Here is a 21,392-nt window from a genome sequence, read left to right on the forward strand (position 1 = left end):
CTTTTTTTGTACGGAATTCATCGTTTTTGGACTATTTACACCAAACTAACTTTTCAGTTACTTAAGTTCTTTTTATGCAAAAGGATTCTCGGTAGGATACAGCATTCCCTTCGGCTGGTTGAAATTCAGATCCTCTACGGGTACGCCGATGTACTTGAATACTTCGTACAGAGCCTTGCCGAAGTGTCCGAAAGCAACAGCACCGTGGTGAGGGAAGTTCTTCTCGATCAGTACGTGACGATAGAAACGTCCCATTTCGGGGATAGCGAAAATACCGATACCACCGAAGGATCTGGTAGCTACAGGAAGTACTTCACCCTGTGCAATATATGCGCGCAGCTTGTTGTCTGCGGTAGACTGCAGACGATAGAAGGTGATGTCTCCGGGAACAATATCTCCTTCCAGAGTACCCTGGGTTACCTCTTCGGGAAGGGTTCTTGCCATGATCATCTGGTACTTCATGTTGCAGGAGGTCAGCTTCTTGGAGTTGGTGTTACCGCAATGGAATCCCATGAAGGTGTCATTGTGGGTATAGTTGAATTTACCCTTGATGGACTCTTCGTACATATCATCGGGAACAGTGTTGTTGATATCCAGCAGAGTTACGGTATCTGCGCTGACGCAGGTTCCGATGAACTCACTTAAGCAGCCGTAAATATCTACTTCACAGGATACGGGGATGCCCATACCGGTGAGACGGCTGTTCACATAGCAGGGTACGAAACCAAACTGGGTCTGGAATGCCGGCCAGCACTTTCCGGCAATGGCTACATACTTACGATATCCTCTGTGAGCCTCGATCCAGTCTAACAGTGTCAATTCATACTGAGCCAGCTTAGGCAGTACTTCGGGCTTATGGTTGCCTGCCCCCAGTTCTGCTTCCATCTCTTTTACCTTGGCGGGGATTCTCTCGTCTCCATCATGCTTCTTGAAGGCTTCGAACAGATCCAGTTCGGAGTTCTCCTCGATCTCTACCCCCAGATTGTACAACTGCTTGATGGGTGCATTACAAGCTAAGAAGTTCAAAGGTCTGGGGCCGAAGGAAATGATCTTCAGATCACTTAAGCCCACAATAGCTCTTGCGATAGAAATGAACTCATGCAGCATATCTGCACATTCCGCTGCAGTTCCTACGGGATTCTCGGGGATATAAGCTTTTACATTACGAAGCTTTAAGTTGTAGCTTGCATTCAGCATACCGCAGTAAGCATCGCCTCTGCCGCCTACCAGATCATTCTGGGTCTCTTCTGCTGCTGCAATGAACATTGCAGGACCGTCAAAATGCTTTGCCAGTAAGGTCTCGGAAATCTCGGGGCCAAAGTTGCCCAGATATACGCACAGTGCATTACAGCCTGCCTTCTTGATGTCTTCCAGAGCCTGTACCATATGGATCTCGCTCTCTACGATACATACCGGGCACTCATAGACACTGTCTGTTCCATACTTCTCAGTATAAGCCTTCATCAGAGCTTTTCTTCTGTTCACGGAAAGACTCTCGGGGAAACAGTCACGGCTGACAGCCACAACGCCAATTTTTACTTCGGGTAAATTACTCATTTTGTAATCCTCCTATTTTCGTTTTCTTTTTCTCTACACCATTTATTTTACCGCCGTCATACATCCATGCAGGGGATTCCGGCGTTCAAATCTTTTTATTCTGCCACCATTATTTGCTGACATCCAGATTCTCTCCAACAAGCCCGAGGAAGCTTCCCTCTGGAAGTCCACCCTCCGCATGGCCGATCAGCCATTTGTTCGTAGCGGCAAGCAGCGCATCCTCGCTGGGTGCCTTGCCCTGCTCCACCTTCTGATGTGCTCCTTCTAACGGATAGTTAGTGCCCTGAGGTAACACGATGGCTACCTGGAATCCCTGTCCGTCTACTCCACAGGGAGCATAATGCAGAGAAGTTGCGAAGACCTCTACACCGGTTCCGGCCGGTACTAAAAATGCTTCCATCTTAGAAGTATCGTAGGTAAAATCTTCTGCCACATCCGCTAACAGCCCCAGGATCAGGATAGCATCCGTTGCTGCCACATTAATTTCGGAACTTCTGTGATATTCCACGGCATTCAGTTTGGAATTATGGCCATTGCAGTAACCGATCTGTACAGGCATTTCTCCGTATGTGATGGTCTCCAGTTCTTTTTTCACAGGTAATGCTTCCAAAGCATTGATCCCGGGCTCGTACACCACGCCGTCAGGAACCGGAGTCTTTTTCATTTCTTCCACCAGCTGTGTAAAATCCACATTGGTGATCACTCTGCCATACTTACGAAATGCAGGATCTTTTACAGATAAAATATGCATTCTACTCTACCAACCTTTCTCTATTATAGCTCAAACTTAAAATTACGAGGTTCATTTTGTTATGTTGTTGTTTGATTTTTCTACGCGTTATTTAATGATCTCAAACAGCGGTCTGCATGCCGGATAGATCTGGCGGAATTTCTGATAGCGGTCTTCATATTTTGCCACCAGTTCCGGATCCGGTTCTACCGTTCCGGTGACTTTGACGAACTTCTCCGCGATCTCCTCCACACTTGCATATTCCCCACAGGCTACTGCCGCCAGCATGGCACCGCCCATGGCCGGTCCTTCTTCGCTTTCTATCACATCCACCTTCAGATTCAGGATATTGGCTATCATCTTCTTCCACAACGGGCTCTTGGCTCCGCCACCGCAGATCTTGGTCCGCTCCAGATGGATTCCCAGAGATTTTGCCACCTCCAGTGAATCACGCAGTGCAAATGCCACGCCTTCCAGTACCGCCTGCGTCATATCGGCTCTGGTGGTATCCATGGTCATTCCGATAAAAGTTCCTCTGGCATTGGGATCATTATGGGGAGAACGCTCGCCCATGAGATACGGCAGGAAGTAGACATGATTTTCTCCCAGCTTCTCAATCTGCGCCTGTTCTGCGGCATAATCCTTCGTTCCGATGATCTCATCCATCCACCATTTATTACAGGAAGCGGCACTCAGCATGCAGCCCATGAGATGGTAATGTCCGTCTGCGTGGGCAAAGGAATGCAGAGCATTGTGCTGATCTACTCCGAAATGATTGGAGGAAATAAAGATTGTTCCACTAGTACCCAGGGAAATATTACACATATTGTCCCCTACAGTTCCGGTACCTACAGCGGCGGCCGCATTATCCCCGGCTCCCGCCGCTACCACAACATTTGCGGGAATCCCCAGTTCGTCTGCCACCTCCGGCAATACGCAGCCCACCTTTTCATAACTCTCATAACAAGTGGCCAACTGCTCTTCTCTCACTCCGCAGATCTCACACATTTCCTTCGACCAGCAACGGTTCTTCACATCAAACAATAACATCCCGGAAGCATCTGATACATCCGTACAATGTACGCCGGTCAGACGATAAGCTATGTAATCCTTCGGCAACATGATCTTTTTGATCCGTGCGAAGTTCTCTGGCTCATTCTTTTTCACCCAGAGGATCTTCGGCGCGGTAAATCCGGTGAAAGAAATATTCGCAGTGTACTCAGACAACTTCTCTTTGCCGATCACATTATTCAGATAATCGCATTCCTCTGTGGTTCTGCCATCGTTCCAGAGGATGGCAGGGCGGATCACCTGATCCTTCTCATCCAGAATGACCAGTCCATGCATCTGTCCTCCGAAGCTGATGCCTGCCACCTGGCTCTTGTCCGCATCTTTCAAAAGCTCCCGGATGCCCTCCATAGTCTGTTCATACCAGTCCTCCGGCTTCTGTTCCGACCAGCCGGGATGTGGGAAATACAAAGGGTATTCCCGGGATACAATATTCCGGATGTTCCCTTCACTGTCCATTAAAAGCAGTTTTACCGCCGAAGTGCCCAGATCGATTCCAATATATAGCATGAATCTTCCTCCTACGTTTGTGTTGTGATCCATTTTCGTTCCTTTTCGTGCCCGTGCACGTTATAGTCTTATCATAACTGTTGTGAAAAAATTTTTCAAGTAGAAGTTTTTATGTTTTCAGCATTTTTTCACTAAAAAGTGAAGATGGAATTTCATCATTCATCATCCATTCAGCGTGCCCGGACAAATTCTGCACTTTCGTTGACGTTCCTCTGGAAATATGATACTTTTATAACTAGATACCTGGGACAGATATTACGGAAAGGCATGAGTATTCTATGGCAACCATCAAAGAAATCGCCGCATTGGCCGGAGTATCCCGCGGCACTGTGGATCGCGTCTTAAACGATCGCGGCGCAGTAAACCCGGAGACCGCCGAAAAGATCAGAAAAATTGCAAAAGAGCTGGACTATAAACCCAACCGCGCCGGTCTCGTTCTGGCAGCGCAGAAAAAGCGGCTGAAGCTGGGTGTCATTCTGTTTTCCACCGGGAATCCTTTTTTTCAGGATGTTCTGGCCGGAATCAATGAAAAGGCGGAAGAGCTGGCAGGTTACAACTGTACCGTGATCACCAAACAGATTTCTTTCGGTGTGGAGGCCCAGTTACAGGCAGTCAAAGAGCTTCTTGCAGAAGAAGTGAACGGCATTGCCATGACCCCTTACAACGACGAACGGATCCGCGACTGCATCAATACTTTATACGAGCAGGGGATTCCCGTGGTCACGCTGAATACAGACATTGAAAATTCCAGACGTATCGCTTATGTCGGCAGCAACTACACCCGCAGTGGTGCCACCGCCGCCGGTCTTCTGCAATTGATGACCTCCGGCACGGTAAACGTGGGTATTGTCACAGGTTCCTCCAACATTCTCTGTCACACAGAGCGCATTGCGGGATTTCTGAAGACATTAGAACCTTTCTCTGACCGGATCCGCGTCGTGGATACCGTGGAGATCCACGATGACGAAGTGGAAAGCTACGAAAAGACAACGACACTTCTGTCAAAGCACCCGGAGATCAATGCACTGTTCTTCGCCGCCGGCGGTGTCTACGGAGGCTGCCGCAGTGTAGAGGCTCTGGGTAAAAAAAAGGCGATCCGGATCATCGCTTTTGATCTGGTCCCCACCACACGCCAAATGCTGGAAAATGGCACCATTGCCGCCACCATCTGCCAACAGCCGAAAATTCAGGGCAGCAACCCTCTTTCCCTGCTGTTTGCCTATCTGACGACCGGCGAAAATCCGGAAAAAGAATACAATTATGTAGCGGTAGATATCCGGATCAAAGAAAATATCTAAATAATTCTTAAGATTCTTCCGACACTCTTGTCATTCACAACATATAGTACTATAATATACATATTATCTACGAAATGTTGTTTTGAGGGGTACAAAAGCGGGGGAGTCTTTGATCCATGAATTTATCTGATCTGAAAAGAAATGCATATATGTTGCGGGGTTCCGATGCAAAACGTGGCTACATGCGCTGGTGGCATTCCTTCCAGGGCATTTGTTCCACGACGCAGGAAACCCGCACTTTTTTTGTAGAATACAGCATTTTAAATCCGGCTCTCGGTACTTCCCAGCCTATTTTAGGTCAGCATCCCTACTATAAACGTCATGGTCTGAAACCATCTTATCTCTGCATAAAAGCCGGTGTATTCCCTGAGCCGGGAGATAGCGGGCTCCAGCTTCGGGCATATTATCCCCTGACCTCTCTGCAGGTGGCCCAGGATCCCTTTTACATGCAGTTTGAGGATTGTGTCTACAGCGAAAACCGGATCAGTGGTTCGATTGATATCTCCGATGAGGTTGCAAGACATCGCTCTCTTATGACCGATGCGGGCAGTTTTATCTGGGATCTGGAAGTGCATAAGGCGGTTGCCTGTCATACCGGCTATATTGCCAATGCTTTTTTTACTGCGGTTCATGCCCTGGAAAGTTTCTGGCATGGGGAAGGTATCCGTACCTTTTTCCGTGGGACCGTCATTTTGAACGGTGTCACCTACGAGGTAACTCCCGAGACATCCTATGGCTATGCGGACAAACATTGGGGCCGCAGTTACAACCAACCCTGGCTGCAATTTGCTTCCGGCCACCTGATCAGTGAGAAAACCGGGCGGGAATTGAAGCATTCGGCTCTGGCCATCGACGGCTGTTGTCCGAAATTTCTCTTTTTCCCCATGCGACGCAGGATTCTGATGCAGCTGACCTATACCGGGGAAGATTTCGAGTATCATTTTGGCAGACCTCTTACACTGTCCCGCTGCAAGTGGAAAGTGAAAGAGACCAACAAACGTTTTATCTGGCATTTCAAAGCCCAGAACCGCACTTCCGTTGTACGGATCTCCGGAAGCTGCAGCAAAGAGCAGATGATGCCGTTACTCTATGAAAGTCCTGACGGAAAAGTATCCGACATTCCTCTCTGGGAAGGCGGCAATGCAACAGGCACCATAGAACTATACCGGAGAATCGGCGGTTCCCTGGAATTGATCGATCGTCTGCAATTTGAAAACGGATTATGTGCTTATCAGCGTTCCTGATTTTCGTCCGGGGAATAAAAGATAACTGCAATTTAAAAAGCTGTTGCCACAGATCACTCTGTTGACAACAGCTTTTGTTGTTTATCCCTATGCAGCTTAGATTGCCTCTTCCGGCTCCTCCAATGCTTTTTCGTAACTCTCCAGGATCACCCTTTGCAAATTCTCTCTGGTGGAAGAATTGATGGGATGTGCGATATCCCTGTATTCTCCGTCCGTTGCCTTCTTGCTCGGCATTGCAATGAACAATCCCTTTTCACCTTCGATCACCTTGATATCATGTACGACGAATTCATCATCCAGTGTAATGGATACGATAGCTTTCATCTTGCCTTCCTTGGTGATCTTACGAACACGTACATCTGTAATCTGCATTTGCTAACCCCCTTGGTGTTATCGTGATCCCTACGCATTTCTCCGCCCTGCAGGCTCTCGAAACGCTACAGATATTCGTATTCCGGGCTATCGCCCTACTTACTCATATCTGTTAGATTCCCTAATGACCACATTGCCCTGCCTGCAAGCAGTCTCGCAATGTAGTCATTGAGAATCCGGATCACTTAGATCACGTATCGTTCATTCCTCTCAACTACGATCTTAACTTCGCCTTCTCCCACAAAGTACGAATTTGCACGGATCGTGTCACGGCTCTCTACAATACAGTTTTCAATATGCGTGTTATCTCCAATATACACATCATTGAGGATAATGGAATTCTTGATCACACAATTATTGCCGATATAGCTCTTCTTAAAGATCACGGAATTCTCTACCACACCGTTGACGATACATCCACTGGATACCAGGCTGTTACGCACCTGGGAACCGGGATTATATTTTGCGGGAGGCAGGTCATCCACCTTGGAATATACGTCCGGATACTGCTTGAAGAAATAGTTTCTCACATCTGCTTTCAAGAAGTCCATATTGGTGCTGTAGTAATCATCCACAGATGCGATATTTCTCCAGTATTCCTTGATCTTGTATCCATAGATTCTCTTCAGATCCTTGTAACGGATCAGGATATCTCTTACGAAATCGTAGCGGTCTTCCTCAGCACACTTCTCGATCATCTCGATCAGCAGTCTGCGTCGAACCACATAAATACCACAGGAAATGGTATTGGTCTTCGCCTGTAAGGGCTTCTCCTCGAACTCTTCGATACGACTTTCCTCGTTCATGCGAATCGTACCGAAACGCTCTACATTCGTACCGGCTTCCATATCGCGGCAGACTACAGTGATATCTGCTTTTTTCTCGATATGGTATTCCAGCACCTTATTATAATCCAGCTTGTATACACAGTCGCCGGATGCGATAACTACATAAGGCTCATGGCTGTCCTTCAAAAACTGCAGATTCTGGTAAATTGCATCTGCGGTTCCTCTGTACCAGTTGCTGTTCTCTGCTGTTACAGCGGGAGTGAATACATATAATCCACCCTGTTTACGTCCGAAATCCCACCATTTGGAAGAATTCAGATGCTCGTTCAGACTTCTTGCATTGTATTGAGTAAACACTGCCACCTTCTGAATATGAGAGTTGGTCATATTACTCAGTGTAAAGTCAATACTGCGGTAGCTGCCTGCAATCGGCATCGCACATATAGCTCTCTTCTGGGAAAGTTCCCGCATCCTGTGATTGTTACCGCCTGCTAAAATAATTCCAATCGCTCTCACTGCTATTCACCTGCCTTAATTAATGTTTTGCCGCTTGCGAGCTGGGAATCCTCATAATCTGCAGCAGCTGTCACTCCGGATATCACTGAGTTTTTGCCTACGCTGATACCGTCAGGAATCACGCTCTTCTCACCGATGGTTACAAGTCCGTGGTTGTAAATATGAGGTGCCGTATCATTCTCTGCTTCTTCACCGACACCTAATTTTACCTGATTACCTACCACAACATTCTCTGCGATAATCGCCTTGTTGATCTCACATCCCTCACCGATCTGGGTCTGGTTCATGATAATGGAATCCCGGATCATGGTTCCTTTACCGATCGTAACACCACAACCGATGACGGAATTATATACTTCTCCATAGACCTCGGAGCCTTCACCGATGATACTGCGCTCTACCACACTGTCGGCAGCAATATAATCAGGGGGCTGGATCTCGCTCTTGGTATAGATCTTCCAGTATTCCTCATACAGGTTGAATTCCGGTACGATATCGATCAGTTCCATGTTGGCTTCCCAATAGGAACTCAAAGTACCTACATCCTTCCAATAACCGGTGAACTCATACGCATACAGCGGAGCCCCCTTTTCATGGCAGTAAGGAATGACATGCTTACCAAAATCCAGTGCCGGCTGATCTGCCATAGCGATCAGTGCTTCCTTCAATGTCTTCCAGTTAAATATGTAAATACCCATACTTGCAAGATTGCTTCTGGGATGTTCCGGCTTCTCTTCAAATTCGGTGATGCGATGGTTCTCATCTGCGATCATGATGCCGAAACGGCTGGCCTCCTCCATGGGAACAGGCATTACCGCAATAGTAACTTCTGCATTGTTGGCCTTGTGGAAATCCAACATCACTTCATAATCCATCTTATAAATATGATCTCCGGAAAGGATCAGCACATACTCTGGATTATAGCTCTCCATATACTCCAGGTTCTGATAGATCGCATTCGCAGTACCGGTATACCATTCACTGTTGGTACTCTTCTCATAGGGAGGCAGCACGGTCACTCCTCCGATATTACGATCCAGATCCCAGGGAATACCGATTCCGATATGGGTATTCAGTCTGAGGGGCTGGTACTGTGTCAGTACGCCTACCGTATCCACTCCCGAATTAATACAATTAGAAAGGGGAAAATCGATAATGCGGTACTTGCCTCCAAATGCAACGGCAGGTTTAGCAACCTTGGATGTCAAAACACCCAGACGGCTTCCCTGTCCTCCAGCCAATAGCATGGCTATCATTTCTTTCTTAATCATATCCTCACCTCTATCTAGCCTTCCACCTGTTGTAATAAATAGTCGCTCGCGGCTATTATCCGATGTATCCATCTGTCTCGAAAAAGTGCCTGCTCTTTCCTTCGGATGTGATAATCTGATTATAACACATTGCCAAAGGAAAGTGAATATTTATTACTAGGTTTTTTTGTCATTTTACGATTTTTATATCCATTTTTTACATAATTAGCTTATCTTTTGTAAGCTTTTTGTCAATTTATGCCAATCCCGTCTGGATTGGTTTTGCAAAAAATAGTAAACTTACACATTTTTTCAAAATCGTACCTATGGATTGTTTTTTTTCGTTCCTATGTATATAATGTTAATAATAAGGTAACTGCTCTGAATAGTTACATAATAAGCAATGCAACTACACTATATTAAGGAAGTGCCAATATGTATCAGATAGACTTTAATCACCCCTCGTCCATTTATTTTGTAGGTATCGGCGGTATCAGCATGAGCGGTCTCGCAGAGATTCTGAAGGATGCCGGCTTCCGTGTGTCCGGTTCCGACCGTTCCAAAAGCCCCCTCACCGAAACTCTGGAAAGAAAGGGGATCAATGTATTTTATGGACAACGTGCCGGGAATATTACCGATGATATCGATTGTGTCGTATTTACCAGTGCGATTCACAAAGACAATCCCGAATATGTCGCTACTATGGAAAAAGGGATCCCGCATCTCACCAGAGCGCAGCTTTTAGGAGAGATCATGCAGAATTACAAGACCCCTATTGCCATCAGCGGTACTCACGGCAAGACCACCACGACCTCCATGGTCAGTGAGATTCTGCTGCATGCCGGTACGGATCCCACTCTGTCCATCGGCGGAATGTTAAAAAGCATCGGTGGCAACATCCGTGTCGGCAGTACCGATCTGTTCGTTACAGAAGCCTGCGAATACACCAACAGCTTCTTAAGCTTTTTTCCCAGGATCGGTATGATCCTGAATATCGAAGAAGATCACCTGGACTTTTTCAAGGATCTGGAGGATATCCGGAATTCCTTCCATAAATTTGCAAAGCTTCTGCCCGCTGACGGCTGTCTGATCATCAACGGTGCCATTGACAGATTACAGGAGATCACAGGAGATCTGGACTGTCGCGTGATCACTTTTAATAAAGAAGCGGTCAACAGTGACGGGTCCGCTGCCGATTATTATCCCTCGGATATTACTTATGACGAGTTCGGTCATCCTTCCTTTACGCTTCACCGGCATGGGGAAGTGTCCGGCAGTTTTTCTCTGCAGGTTCCCGGAGAGCATAACGTATGCAATGCCATTGCTTCCATTGCCCTGGCCGATTTGCTGAAGATCGATCGCGAGGTTACCGCTTCTGCCCTGCACGGTTTCACCGGTACAGACCGCAGATTCGAATACAAGGGCACCATCGGCGGTGTAACCATTGTGGATGATTATGCACATCATCCCACCGAGATTGCAGCCACCCTGCATGCGGCAGCGAATTATCCCCACAAGACCCTCTGGTGTGTCTTCCAGCCACATACTTACACCAGAACCAAGGCATTCATGAAAGATTTTGCCAAAGCCTTAAGTCTGGCAGACAAAGTCGTCCTGGCAGATATTTATGCTGCCCGTGAGACCGATACCCTGGGAATCAGTTCTGAGACGCTCCAGACAGAGATCCGGGCACTGGGCCATGAATGTTACTATTTTCCTTCTTTTGATGAGATTGAAAACTTTTTATTAGAAAATTGCATAAACGGTGACCTGTTGATAACTATGGGTGCCGGAGATGTAGTAAAAATCGGTGAAAACCTGCTTGGCAAATAGTTGTCCACATTATCCACAGGAAACACCGGGGATTATCCCCGTTTTCCCTGTGGATATTTTGTTGTTTTCCTGTGGATAATTTTCTGTCGGATTTTGGCGATGATCTGCCGATATATAGGGTTTTCTCGATACACCGTCTTTTGGTATCCACAATATCCACCGTTTCCACATTTTTATCCAGGAGTCCGAAAGTCCAGTGTTTACAAGGTTTTCCGGCAAATTGACTATTTCTTTTTCACAGGTCTTATGCTATACTTGGTCTTACTTTGAAAAAGGAACGATTTGTGAAAGAAGGTATTGTGTGTTATGGCACGGATAGCGCTCTATAAAGATAATTATGCAGATTCTACGGTAGTATCCAATCTGTTTATTGATGAATATATGAAAGATGCCAACGACGCACAGCTGAAGGTCTATTTCTATCTGCTGCGCATGCTGAATGCGGAACAGGCTATCAGTGTGTCCGGAATTGCGGACAAGTTCAACCACACGGAAAAGGATGTGATCCGTGCACTGAAATACTGGGAAAAGCAGCAGATCCTGGATCTGGACTTCGATGATAATAAAACACTGGTAGGGATTCATCTTCGTGATCTGAGCACGCAGGCTGCTCCTGCCCCCCAGCATAATGTCCTGCTGACCTCCGGTCCTTCGCAGATGCAGAATACTCCCGCCGGAGTCTCTGTGATTCCTGCCGCTGCTATTCCGCAGGTTTCGGCTGCAGTTGTACCGGCAACACCCCAGGAAACTGTCAACCCTTACGCAAAGCCGGCTTATTCTCTGGATCAGTTACGGGAATTCAAGGAACGGGAAGAGACCTCCCAGCTTCTCTTTATTGCAGAAGCTTATATTGGCAAGCCTCTGACTCCTTCCGAGATCAAGACGATCCTGTTTTTCACCGATGTACTGCATTTTTCAGAGGATCTGATCGATTATCTGCTACAGTACTGTGTGGAGCGCGGCAAGAAAGATTTCAAATACATAGAAAAAGTTGCTGTCAACTGGGCGGAAGAAGGAATCACCACCCCGAAGCAGGCGCAGAAATTCTCCACCCGCTACGACAGAAGCGTATATTCCATTATGAACAGCTTAGGACGCAGTACCTCTCCCACAGCGAAAGAACTGGAATTCATCAACCGTTGGACCAGAGATTACGGTTTCAGCACAGATATTATACTGGAAGCCTGTGAGCGCAGCTCTCTGGCTACGGACAAGCATCGCTTTGAATATGCGGAAGGAATCCTGAACAGCTGGAGACAGGCTAATGTACGCCACAAGGCCGATATTCAGCAGATGGATGACTCTTTCCAGAAGAAAAAGACTGCGAAGCCCGCTTCTTCCGGGTCCTCCAACCGCTTTACACAGTTTACCCAGAACAGCTACGATTTCGCCGCTCTGGAAAAGGAAATTTTAAGCAACTAATATTCAGATATTGAACAACCAGCAATGAGCAGATAAGGGGAACCGACCGTGTCACTGACTAACGCACAATACAATTCTATTATGAAGGGCTATGAGCAGACCAGAGACCGCAACCGTCACCTGGCAGAGCAGCGCCGCCGGGAAATTTATACAAAGCTTCCGGAATACGGAAGACTGGATGAGTCTGTCGGTGAACTTTCCGTGGCGCAGGCAAAGCTTTTATTGAACGGTGATGACGAGGCGCTTACCAGACTGCGTTCTTCTCTAAAGGAAATCTCCCGTCAGAAAAGAGAATTGCTCACGTCCGCCGGATACCCAGCAGACTATCTGGAACCCATCTATGATTGCCCCGATTGCAAAGATACAGGTTATATTGACAGTGAAGATGGTCTTCGCAAAAAATGTCACTGTTTTCACCAGCAGGAACTGGATATTCTCTATGAGCAGTCCCATATCCGGGATATGATCGCTTCTGAGAATTTTTCCAACCTTTCTTACGAATACTATCAGGGCGATGATCTTACGCATTTCCGAAAATGTGTGGATGTCTGTCGCAATTTTGTACAAAACTTCAAACAAGACTACCACAATTTATTCTTTTATGGTACAGTAGGTACTGGCAAAAGCTTTTTGTCGGGATGTATCGCCAGTGAATTATTGCAAACCGGTCATTCCGTGATCTATTTCAGTGCTTCCGGGCTGTTTGATACTCTTGCCCGTTATGCCTTCGACAGCAGGGCAAAAGAAGCTCTCTCCGGATTCTACGAGGATCTGTATAACTGCGATCTGCTGATCATTGATGACCTCGGCACAGAGATGACCAATACTTTTGTAGCCTCCCAGCTGTTCTCCTGTCTGAATGAGAGACATCTGCGGAAAAACGCTACGATCATCTCCACAAATTTGAGTCTGGAGGAACTGCGCGACCGATATTCAGACCGGGTATTTTCCCGTATCACCAGTCATTACGATCTGTGTAAGCTGACCGGCCCCGATATTCGTATGTGCAAAAAGCGTATACAGAATACATCTGACAATTAATCATTTGTTTGTAACAGAACAGTATACAGAATCAGAAAGTGAGGATCACCCCAATGGCGAATCGTGAAGAAAAAAGAAATCTGGAGACTATCCCCGTCGGCTCTCTGGGCATTATTTCCCTGCCCGGCTGCAAGCCTTTAGGTGAGAAGGTAGACCAGTATCTTGTAAAATGGAGGGCAGAGAGAGAAAGCGAACACAAAGAGTCTCTGGCATTTGCAGGTTATCAGAGAGAATCCTATCTCCTGGATGCCAAAGTACCCCGTTTCGGTTCCGGTGAAGCAAAGGGACAGATTCTGGAATCCGTCCGCGGTACTGATCTCTATCTGTTAGTAGATGTCCTGAACTACTCCATGACCTATTCCCTGTGTGGCAACGAGAACCATATGTCTCCCGATGATCACTATCAGGATCTGAAGCGTATCATCGCAGCTGTCGGCGGTAAGGCCCGTCGTATCACTGTGATCATGCCCTTCCTGTATGAGAGCCGTCAGCACAAGAGAACTTCCCGCGAGTCTCTGGACTGTGCACTGGCACTGCAGGAGCTGGTAAGCATGGGTGTAGACAACATTATCACTTTCGATGCTCATGATCCCCGTGTACAGAATGCCATTCCTCTGCACGGCTTTGAGACCGTACAGCCTGCATATCAGTTTATCAAAGGTCTGTTACGCAATGTAAAAGATCTGCAGCTGGATTCCAGCCACATGATGGTCATCAGCCCGGATGAAGGTGGTATGGGACGTGCCATCTACATTGCCAACGTTCTCGGTCTGGATATGGGTATGTTCTACAAGAGAAGAGATTACACCCGCATCGTCAACGGTCGTAACCCCATCGTAGCTCATGAATTCCTGGGTACCAGCGTAGAGGGCAAGGATATGATCATTATCGATGATATGATCTCCTCCGGTGAAAGCATGCTGGAAGTTGCCGCTGCTCTGAAGGAGCGTAAAGCCAACAAGATCTTCGTCTTCTCCACTTTTGGTCTCTTCACCAACGGTCTGGACAAGTTCGACAAGGCTTATGAGAACGGCATCATCGACAAGGTTCTGACCACCAACCTGATCTACCAGACTCCGGAACTGCTTCAGAGAGAGTGGTATATCAACTGTGATATGAGTAAGTACATTGCTTACATCATTGATACTTTGAACCACGATTCTTCCATCAGCGATTTGTTGAATCCTAATGAAAGAATTCAGAATATCGTTGCAAAATATAAGACGGGTGAGCTGTAAAGCTCACCCGTCTTATATTAACTTGAGAGTTAGTTAAATACATTGGCAAAATCCACGAACTCCCGGAGTATGCGATACACATGTCTCGATGTAAGGTCTCCGGATGTGAATTTTCTACGAAAAGTGATGAGTAGTTCTCGTCATGACGGGGCCGCCTACAGTCGACATCCATGTCGACAATCGGCTGACGCGGACATCGTGTCCGCTTTCCCCCTGCCTTTCAGCACTTTTCTAGAAAATATCAACATCCTCCGACAAACATCTTCGACATGGCACCGCATACGCCAGGAGTTCTGCGTTTTGGAAAGCTTTCAAAAAACCAGTAGCCCCAGCTGGGTATAAGAATAAGCAGTGCCGTAAGCAGACGTCGGTACCATAGCGTCCCAAGGGACGCATTGCGGTCGTATTGTGACCGCTTATGTACCGCTACGCTCTGCGACAGGAGCGCATCGTACTAAAAGTACGAGCGTGCCGCGTTTCTTATACCCTGCCAAGGGCTACGGGGATTTGATAGCATTTCTTTACTAACTCTCAATTTACAGCATTCCAAGTGCCGATAGCAACGCACCGATGATAATGCAGAAATCTGAGCAGTTGAATACGATCTTGCGGAACGCCTGCCATTTCACCGGGAAGCTCACATAATCCACCACATAACCTCTGCGAAGGCGGTCATAGGTATTGCTGAAGGCACCACCAAGCAACAGCGATAGTCCCAGTCGCAGCAAATTGTTGCCTCGATGTCCCAGACTCACGATAAAGACAACGGTCAATATCAGTGTAAACGCCAGTGAAACAACAGCCACCAGACGCCTTCTCTTCTGTCCGGCATTGAGCATCATGCCTTTGTTGTGATGCTTGCGGATCAGAAATTCCCCCCTGCAGATCTCTCGTTCTTCCCGCTCATCCACATGCGACTCTATATAATTTTTTAAGAAAAAATCTCCCCAGAAAATTCCTGCCAGTATCACAAGGCATACCACTGTCATATAATATTCCGCTCCTTTTTCACGCCGTCCGTATTTCCCCTTGAAATCCGCTTATTCGTGCTCTGCTTTCCGATTCTTTATCTTCAGAAACGCCAGAAGTGCCCCATACAATACTCCAGCCACAGGCCATACAACCCAGGTAATGTCCCAACGCATCGTCGGCAGGCTGATGGCCAGATAAAGCGCTGTCCAGACACACCAGTAAATTGCTGTCACATGCTCATACTTCCGGTTGACTGCCTTATTCTCCACAGTATAATCCCCCTCCTGAAGCAATTTCTGAAAACCGCCCCAGATAATACCGGACCACACGAACAGCCATACAGCGATCGCCACTACAATGAGCAAAGCATCCGTAGCAAGGATTACCGCATAACCATTATTCCCGAAAAAAATAGATACTGCCAGCAACGGTACCACTCCCAGAATACACAATACAACACCCAGGGTTATGCAGATCCGGTAGGTTCCCGCAAATGTTTCTTTTGCTTTCTCCACGATTCCGGACACCCCATATTGCAGTGTCAGCTTTTCTTTTTCCAGATATTCATATTTATTATACGGGATTCCGGTGAGAAGAAATACCGCTACCGCAACTACCACCATCAGTAACAGTACGATGAGACCGATTCCTCCTGCGACATTTTCTGTAACCGCTCCTCTTTTGGCACCTGCCATTCCCAACAACCACAACAATACAACAGGAGAGAGCACACATAAGGATACCGCCGGAGCAATCCGGGCAGCATATTTTTTCGTAGCTTCCAGAAAAGTATTAGCTTCCTCCACCGTGATCACTTTGCCCTCTGTGATCTCCGGTGTCATTCCATCGGTGAATTCCGTCTCTTCCATTTCATCTTTTAATAAGTAATCCGTAGTAACTCCGAACAACTGGCTCATACTGACAATGCGTTCCAGATCCGGGATTGAGGCTCCGCTCTCCCATTTGGATACAGACTGTCTGGAAATGTCCAGGCGTTCTGCCAGTTCCTCCTGGGACCACCCATATTTCTTACGCAACATTATTATTTTTTCTGACAGGATCATTTTCATTCTCTCCTTCTTTTATTAATGTTTTCTTGTGCACACATAGATCGTCGACATAGGAAAATCATAACAAAAGAGCCGGTTGACAACTACCAAGTGCCCTTGAAATTTTGTCAACCGGCAGTTGCGTTTCCGGATTTTTCTGAAATTTTCAGCAATATTACTGTACTTCACGGATCAGACAGTATTGCTTTAACGGAAAATTCTTCTCCATCACACCATATACTTTGAATCCGAACTTTTCATAGAATTCCACGTTTTTTGGATTATGTGTTTCGAGGGAGATCATCAGTTTGTGCTTCTGGGCATAGCCAATGGCTTCCTCCAGAAGCTCCGCTGCAATTCCGTGATGCTGCATGGATGGATCCACCGCCAGATAAATGATATGCAGACGCTGATTCTGATGCAGTTGATCCGTCCAGCTGGAATTCAGATAATCCTCACCCTTCATAAAATTCCGAAATGTCTTTAACGAAGGATCCTCCTTGATCAGATAGGAATCCGTCTGTAAAGCAGCCATGGCCTCTGTAAAATAGAACTGAAATACATTGTACGGCTCCGCTTCATCCGATACCACCAATACACTGTTCAGATCCGCGCTGTCTGCGAAGATCTCACAGGTCGCATAAAATTCATCCATGTCACATTTAAACAGCTCCGGCATCAGATTTTTACGGACTTCCGGATCCGGAATCAGCGTCTCGTACAACGGATCGTGTGCAAAGCACTGATTCAGCATTTTCTCCACTTTCGGAAGGTCTTCCTTCTGCACACGATATAACTTATCACTTTCCATAATTGTATTTACTGTTATCTCCTTATTATGATGATGTCATTCCCCGGCTTTGTTGTCTGTGGATCGTTCCGTGCTCTGCTCTCGCCATCCTTACAGTTCGAATATCTCTGTCACAGATTTCTCCATTTGTTGCACGATATTCATCAGGCTGACCACAAGCTTGCTGCATGCATGCTCCAGGCTGGTAATTTCTTCCCGGTAGTCCATTTCCTTCATACCGGATCCTGTCAACGTCTCCAGTTGTTTTTCTTTTTGGAGAAGCTGCTTGACCGTTCCATATAGATTTTCATGCTCCGGCAGCCTTCCGTAACCCCATTTCAGGCGATCCTTCGGCTGATGGAATACATAATCCGTAAAATGCCTATATACTTCTTCATCAAAATTAAAGGCATAGGCATTGTTGTCTACCTGATACAGCTTACGAAGTGCGGAGGAAAGTCTCTGTTCCTTCAGATTTCTCACCGCTCCGCCCAGAAGTCTCAGATTTGCACTGCATATCTCATGAGGATACAACACATTTCCGTACCAGTCAATCCGCACAAAAGCGTCCTGCTCCTGTTGGAACCTTGCGAGCAGCTTCTGTTCCAGCGGTCTGATCTGCCGGAAAAGTTTCTCCGCCTCGTCGTATTTTCCATCTCTAAGCAACTGTTTGTAGTTACGGTTGTATTCCTCTACCGCTTCATATTCCTCCCGGCATCTTCTAAGTGCCCGGTCACTTAAAATCTCCAGTTCCTCAATTTTTTCAAGCAAAATTCGCTTTTTCTCTCCCAGCTGCCCCGCCACATCGGCGCGGTAGCAGATTTCCCGACACTGTTCCAAGCCCTTGCGGATCCGCTGCACCACCGGTGAAAACTGCAACGGTACCGCTGCCGTTTCATCGAGCGCCAGAATCAGCAGGGCAAACAGCTCGTGATGCAGACGATATACCTGTTCATCATAAAACTCATCGTTGTCAAACTGGGAATGGTAGTGGGTCTCCATAAAGCTTCCGCCGGTGAAATCATTTACCATGGACGGTACACCTGCGATCGCCATGGAAAAATCATCCGACCAGGTCTCGATCGGAGATGTCACTGCTGTCTCTTCCGGATAGGCTATCGTCAGATTCGGCAGATCCGCAAGATATTCCTCCAGGAAGCTGACGTATTCATAGCAGCTGCGGATCCTCGCTCTGGTACCATGCGCTAAAGCAGGAAGCTCAAAGTTCAGATCTGCGATCACCTTGCCCACCCATTCGGGATGTGCGGTGAATATCTGCTCATAAGCTCCTGTGGACCAGTCAAAATTAGAATCCACCACGCCCCATTCCTCGGATGCCATGGCACAGATCACAATGGTATTGTTCGGTTGAAAACCACTGTCCCGCAATGCCTTTGCAATACCAAACATCAAGGCGACCGCTGTATTGTCATCCTGGAATCCGTCAAAATAGGAATCATAGTGTGCAGACAAAAGGACCATGCGGTCCGGATGTTTCCCGGGAATCTTACCCACAATATTATAAGTCGTGCAGTTCCTGGTCACCCTGGATTCCGCATCAAAGGTGACCGTTATTTCCTCCTGATCACGCAACAGCTCCAGCAGGCCGGCCGCATCTTTTCTGGAAATGGAAAAAGCGGGAGCATCCTCCGGTCCGGCGATATCCTGTGCATTCAGAGCTTCATCGTCGATTTCGCCGTAGCCGCCGCTCTGCACTGCGATCAGGGCTGCAGCTCCTTTCAGATGTGCCTGGTATACCGGATAATTGATCCACCACTCATCCCTCTGGTTAATCTCCACCAATACCAGCTTATCCCTGACATCTTTTCCCTGATAGTCCGTCTCCGTTCCTTTTCCCAGATACATCATGGAAAATTCCTTGGGGCCATCGGTGACAAAGGTTGTCTGATAGGCTCCCAGCTCTGCTGACACGGTCTCCCCGGCCGCATTCGTGTAGCTTAACGCTGCCTTATGAAATTCCCAGCCGTCTACTGTCACGGCATCCTTTGTAACCTCAGACAGCCCGATTTTTCCCATTTCTGTCTTCAGCATCTCTCCGGTCTCAAATTCTGCCTTAGAACCTGCCGGGCGATACCCCAGTGTCGGATGTGACCGGTATTGTTCCATTCGTTTTGCCAGTTCATACGAATACGGTATATCCAGATTCTGTAACACCTTTTTCTGTAAAGTCACCCCGTTGTCATGCATATTCTGTCACTCCTGTTTCTATCCTGTTCGTTCTGTCACAGGAACCGTTACTTATTTTTTTACCATAGAATTCATATTTTCAGTAATTTTCTGCAGAATCTCTCTGTTTCTCTCTTCCGCTTCCAGCGTCTCACTGGCATGGGCGGATACTTCTTCCGTAGTCGCTGAGATTGTCTGAATGGAATCCACGATCTCCTGGTTGGCTGTTTTCAGAGCTTCTACTATCTGAAGCAGCTCTCCCAGATTATCCACGATCATATAACTGCTGTCTTCAATTGCTGTGAAGCTGTCCGCCGCACGCATCGTTCCTTCCCTTTGGCTGCCGATGCCATCTATCATCTGACGTATGACCGTTACCACTTCTCCTATCGCTCCGGATACATTTTGGATCAGCTCTGCGATATTGCCGGTAGCATCCTTTGTCTGGGTGGCCATTCCCGAAATCTCCGTAGCTACTACGGAGAATCCGCGGCCGGCTTCACCGGCTCTGGCTGCCTCTATGCTGGCATTCAGCGCCAGAAGACTGGTCTGATTCGCTATTTTACTGATGATTTCCACGATGGAATGCATCTCCTGCATATAATGATCCAGCGTTTCCAGCTTCTGTGCCGCCAGCTCACTGTTCCTTGCAGAATCCTCTGCCTGCTCCTTCAGACCTGTCATCTCTTCTTTTCCGGCATCCAGTATTTCTATCGTATGTTCCATATTGTTTCCGATCGTCTCTGCCACTTCACTCACGGTATTTACTTTTTCCTGAATAGCCTCCGTCTGTGCCGTCTGCTGCTGAATCGCCGCGGCAGACTCACCGGAACCTGCAGACACCTCCTCCATGGCTATTTTTGTGCTGTCAAAGGCAGTTTCCAGTTTATTCAATTCCGCTGTGATATCAGCTACTGAAGTCTCCATCCGGCTGCTCATTTCCATGACCTCACGTAAGGTTGCTTCCGTGCGGTCCTGCGCAGCTGTAATGCTCTCTATATTTTCATCAGTGTTCTTCTGGTTGGATATGGTAGCATAGATGGATGTAATGCACAGCAGAATCATTACCGAAATCTGTATAAATCCTGCGTCCTGCCCCAGATAACCAAATCCCCCTTGTGTGGCTCCCAGGAGCACCACCAGGATATTCTCTACCACCGTCCCCACATTAATAAGCACAAATGCCTTGACATCATGATAAGGCATGACTGCAAACATCATGGGAATTACAAATGCATACACCATGTTGCACTGTGCCGTAAAAAGCAGCACCGTATAAAACAACGCAAATCCGATCAGTGACAGATGTTTTATAGCTTTTGTTTCATGATCTCTCTTCCAACAAATAAATTCTGCCAAAACCGGTATGATTCCAAGAAGTATCAGCACTACCAATACCGGAGCCGATACTGTGTGCTCAACGAATCCGATCACGCTAATGAAAAGCATACATGCATTGATCACACCATGTGCTATCATGGCCACCCGGTTACTTCGTTCCATCTCTTTCATTTGCATTCTCCTTCT

At 47.1% G+C, this 21,392-nt stretch carries 17 protein-coding genes; 6 read left to right on the forward strand and 11 right to left on the reverse strand.

Annotated elements, in window-relative coordinates:
- Window positions 1–72: 72 nt before the first annotated feature.
- The 3 genes from DWZ61_RS17380 to xylB all read right to left on the reverse strand — a co-directional run bounded on the left by DWZ61_RS17380 (window position 73) and on the right by xylB (window position 3,865).
- Window positions 73–1,557, reverse strand: coding sequence for an L-fucose/L-arabinose isomerase family protein (locus DWZ61_RS17380; RefSeq protein ID WP_117467483.1), 1,485 nt, complete (start codon window positions 1,555–1,557; stop codon window positions 73–75).
- A gap of 109 nt (window positions 1,558–1,666) precedes the next feature.
- Window positions 1,667–2,308, reverse strand: coding sequence for a DUF4867 family protein (locus DWZ61_RS17385; RefSeq protein WP_118505651.1), 642 nt, complete (start codon window positions 2,306–2,308; stop codon window positions 1,667–1,669).
- Between the two features lie 87 nt (window positions 2,309–2,395).
- Window positions 2,396–3,865: a xylulokinase gene (gene xylB / locus DWZ61_RS17390; RefSeq protein ID WP_117467487.1), complete on the reverse strand. Its 1,470-nt coding sequence runs from the start codon at window positions 3,863–3,865 to the stop codon at window positions 2,396–2,398.
- Between the two features lie 278 nt (window positions 3,866–4,143).
- Here xylB and DWZ61_RS17395 point away from each other — a divergent pair, with 278 nt between their 5' ends.
- Both DWZ61_RS17395 and DWZ61_RS17400 read left to right on the forward strand, forming a co-directional pair.
- Window positions 4,144–5,163 carry a LacI family DNA-binding transcriptional regulator gene (locus DWZ61_RS17395; protein WP_118539869.1) on the forward strand — a complete coding sequence of 340 codons (1,020 nt, stop codon included), beginning with the start codon at window positions 4,144–4,146 and terminating at the stop codon, window positions 5,161–5,163.
- Window positions 5,164–5,279: 116 nt separating this feature from the next.
- Entirely contained in the window at window positions 5,280–6,407 is a 1,128-nt protein-coding gene (locus DWZ61_RS17400) for a hypothetical protein (RefSeq protein ID WP_118539870.1), read from the forward strand.
- Window positions 6,408–6,503: 96 nt separating this feature from the next.
- Here DWZ61_RS17400 and spoVG read toward each other — a convergent pair whose 3' ends face one another.
- From spoVG to DWZ61_RS17415, 3 genes are all read right to left on the reverse strand, one after another.
- On the reverse strand, window positions 6,504–6,779 hold the full coding sequence (spoVG, locus tag DWZ61_RS17405; RefSeq protein WP_022312401.1) for a septation regulator SpoVG: 276 nt from the start codon (window positions 6,777–6,779) through the stop codon (window positions 6,504–6,506).
- A gap of 185 nt (window positions 6,780–6,964) precedes the next feature.
- Window positions 6,965–8,083 carry a glucose-1-phosphate adenylyltransferase subunit GlgD gene (gene glgD, locus DWZ61_RS17410; protein ID WP_118539871.1) on the reverse strand — a complete coding sequence of 373 codons (1,119 nt, stop codon included), beginning with the start codon at window positions 8,081–8,083 and terminating at the stop codon, window positions 6,965–6,967.
- Between the two features lie 2 nt (window positions 8,084–8,085).
- Window positions 8,086–9,354, reverse strand: coding sequence for a glucose-1-phosphate adenylyltransferase (locus DWZ61_RS17415; RefSeq protein ID WP_118539872.1), 1,269 nt, complete (start codon window positions 9,352–9,354; stop codon window positions 8,086–8,088).
- Window positions 9,355–9,768: 414 nt separating this feature from the next.
- On the opposite strand from DWZ61_RS17415, the gene murC reads away from it, so the two are divergent.
- The 4 genes from murC (at window position 9,769) to DWZ61_RS17435 (ending at window position 14,867) form a co-directional block, all read left to right on the forward strand.
- Window positions 9,769–11,166 (forward strand): UDP-N-acetylmuramate--L-alanine ligase, encoded by a 1,398-nt coding sequence (gene murC, locus DWZ61_RS17420; protein WP_117467496.1) that lies wholly within the window; start codon window positions 9,769–9,771, stop codon window positions 11,164–11,166.
- A gap of 306 nt (window positions 11,167–11,472) precedes the next feature.
- A complete protein-coding gene (locus DWZ61_RS17425; protein ID WP_022312397.1) occupies window positions 11,473–12,588 on the forward strand; it encodes a DnaD domain protein in 1,116 nt (371 codons plus the stop codon).
- Between the two features lie 48 nt (window positions 12,589–12,636).
- Window positions 12,637–13,629 carry an ATP-binding protein gene (locus DWZ61_RS17430; RefSeq protein WP_118539873.1) on the forward strand — a complete coding sequence of 331 codons (993 nt, stop codon included), beginning with the start codon at window positions 12,637–12,639 and terminating at the stop codon, window positions 13,627–13,629.
- 53 nt (window positions 13,630–13,682) lie between these two features.
- Window positions 13,683–14,867: a ribose-phosphate pyrophosphokinase gene (locus DWZ61_RS17435; RefSeq protein WP_022312395.1), complete on the forward strand. Its 1,185-nt coding sequence runs from the start codon at window positions 13,683–13,685 to the stop codon at window positions 14,865–14,867.
- A gap of 536 nt (window positions 14,868–15,403) precedes the next feature.
- Here the strand turns inward: DWZ61_RS17435 and DWZ61_RS17440 are convergent.
- From DWZ61_RS17440 to DWZ61_RS17460, 5 genes are all read right to left on the reverse strand, one after another.
- Window positions 15,404–15,856, reverse strand: a complete 453-nt coding sequence (locus DWZ61_RS17440) for a signal peptidase II (RefSeq protein ID WP_117466522.1) — start codon at window positions 15,854–15,856, stop codon at window positions 15,404–15,406.
- 51 nt (window positions 15,857–15,907) lie between these two features.
- Window positions 15,908–16,909 (reverse strand): helix-turn-helix transcriptional regulator, encoded by a 1,002-nt coding sequence (locus tag DWZ61_RS17445; protein WP_118539874.1) that lies wholly within the window; start codon window positions 16,907–16,909, stop codon window positions 15,908–15,910.
- 154 nt (window positions 16,910–17,063) lie between these two features.
- Entirely contained in the window at window positions 17,064–17,699 is a 636-nt protein-coding gene (locus DWZ61_RS17450) for an N-acetyltransferase (protein WP_117466524.1), read from the reverse strand.
- Window positions 17,700–17,789: 90 nt separating this feature from the next.
- Window positions 17,790–19,886 (reverse strand): M28 family peptidase, encoded by a 2,097-nt coding sequence (locus DWZ61_RS17455; protein ID WP_182427172.1) that lies wholly within the window; start codon window positions 19,884–19,886, stop codon window positions 17,790–17,792.
- A 51-nt stretch (window positions 19,887–19,937) separates the two neighbouring features.
- Window positions 19,938–21,377, reverse strand: a complete 1,440-nt coding sequence (locus DWZ61_RS17460) for a methyl-accepting chemotaxis protein (RefSeq protein ID WP_182427174.1) — start codon at window positions 21,375–21,377, stop codon at window positions 19,938–19,940.
- Window positions 21,378–21,392 lie beyond the last annotated feature (15 nt).

Origin of the sequence: Clostridium sp. AF34-10BH (genome assembly GCF_003478095.1) — a bacterium.
Classification (GTDB): Bacteria; Bacillota; Clostridia; order Lachnospirales; family Lachnospiraceae; genus Acetatifactor; species Acetatifactor acetigignens.

Excerpts from the sequence above, each read along its gene's own strand:
- DWZ61_RS17380 (WP_117467483.1), bottom strand. The coding sequence starts at position 1,557 with ATGAGTAATTTACCCGAAGTAAAAATTGGCGTTGTGGCTGTCAGCCGT.
- DWZ61_RS17385 (WP_118505651.1), bottom strand. The coding sequence starts at position 2,308 with ATGCATATTTTATCTGTAAAAGATCCTGCATTTCGTAAGTATGGCAGA.
- xylB (WP_117467487.1), bottom strand. The coding sequence starts at position 3,865 with ATGCTATATATTGGAATCGATCTGGGCACTTCGGCGGTAAAACTGCTT.
- DWZ61_RS17395 (WP_118539869.1), top strand. The coding sequence starts at position 4,144 with ATGGCAACCATCAAAGAAATCGCCGCATTGGCCGGAGTATCCCGCGGC.
- DWZ61_RS17400 (WP_118539870.1), top strand. The coding sequence starts at position 5,280 with ATGAATTTATCTGATCTGAAAAGAAATGCATATATGTTGCGGGGTTCC.
- spoVG (WP_022312401.1), bottom strand. The coding sequence starts at position 6,779 with ATGCAGATTACAGATGTACGTGTTCGTAAGATCACCAAGGAAGGCAAG.
- DWZ61_RS17415 (WP_118539872.1), bottom strand. The coding sequence starts at position 9,354 with ATGATTAAGAAAGAAATGATAGCCATGCTATTGGCTGGAGGACAGGGA.
- murC (WP_117467496.1), top strand. The coding sequence starts at position 9,769 with ATGTATCAGATAGACTTTAATCACCCCTCGTCCATTTATTTTGTAGGT.
- DWZ61_RS17425 (WP_022312397.1), top strand. The coding sequence starts at position 11,473 with ATGGCACGGATAGCGCTCTATAAAGATAATTATGCAGATTCTACGGTA.
- DWZ61_RS17435 (WP_022312395.1), top strand. The coding sequence starts at position 13,683 with ATGGCGAATCGTGAAGAAAAAAGAAATCTGGAGACTATCCCCGTCGGC.
- DWZ61_RS17440 (WP_117466522.1), bottom strand. The coding sequence starts at position 15,856 with ATGACAGTGGTATGCCTTGTGATACTGGCAGGAATTTTCTGGGGAGAT.
- DWZ61_RS17445 (WP_118539874.1), bottom strand. The coding sequence starts at position 16,909 with ATGAAAATGATCCTGTCAGAAAAAATAATAATGTTGCGTAAGAAATAT.
- DWZ61_RS17450 (WP_117466524.1), bottom strand. The coding sequence starts at position 17,699 with ATGGAAAGTGATAAGTTATATCGTGTGCAGAAGGAAGACCTTCCGAAA.
- DWZ61_RS17455 (WP_182427172.1), bottom strand. The coding sequence starts at position 19,886 with ATGCATGACAACGGGGTGACTTTACAGAAAAAGGTGTTACAGAATCTG.
- DWZ61_RS17460 (WP_182427174.1), bottom strand. The coding sequence starts at position 21,377 with ATGAAAGAGATGGAACGAAGTAACCGGGTGGCCATGATAGCACATGGT.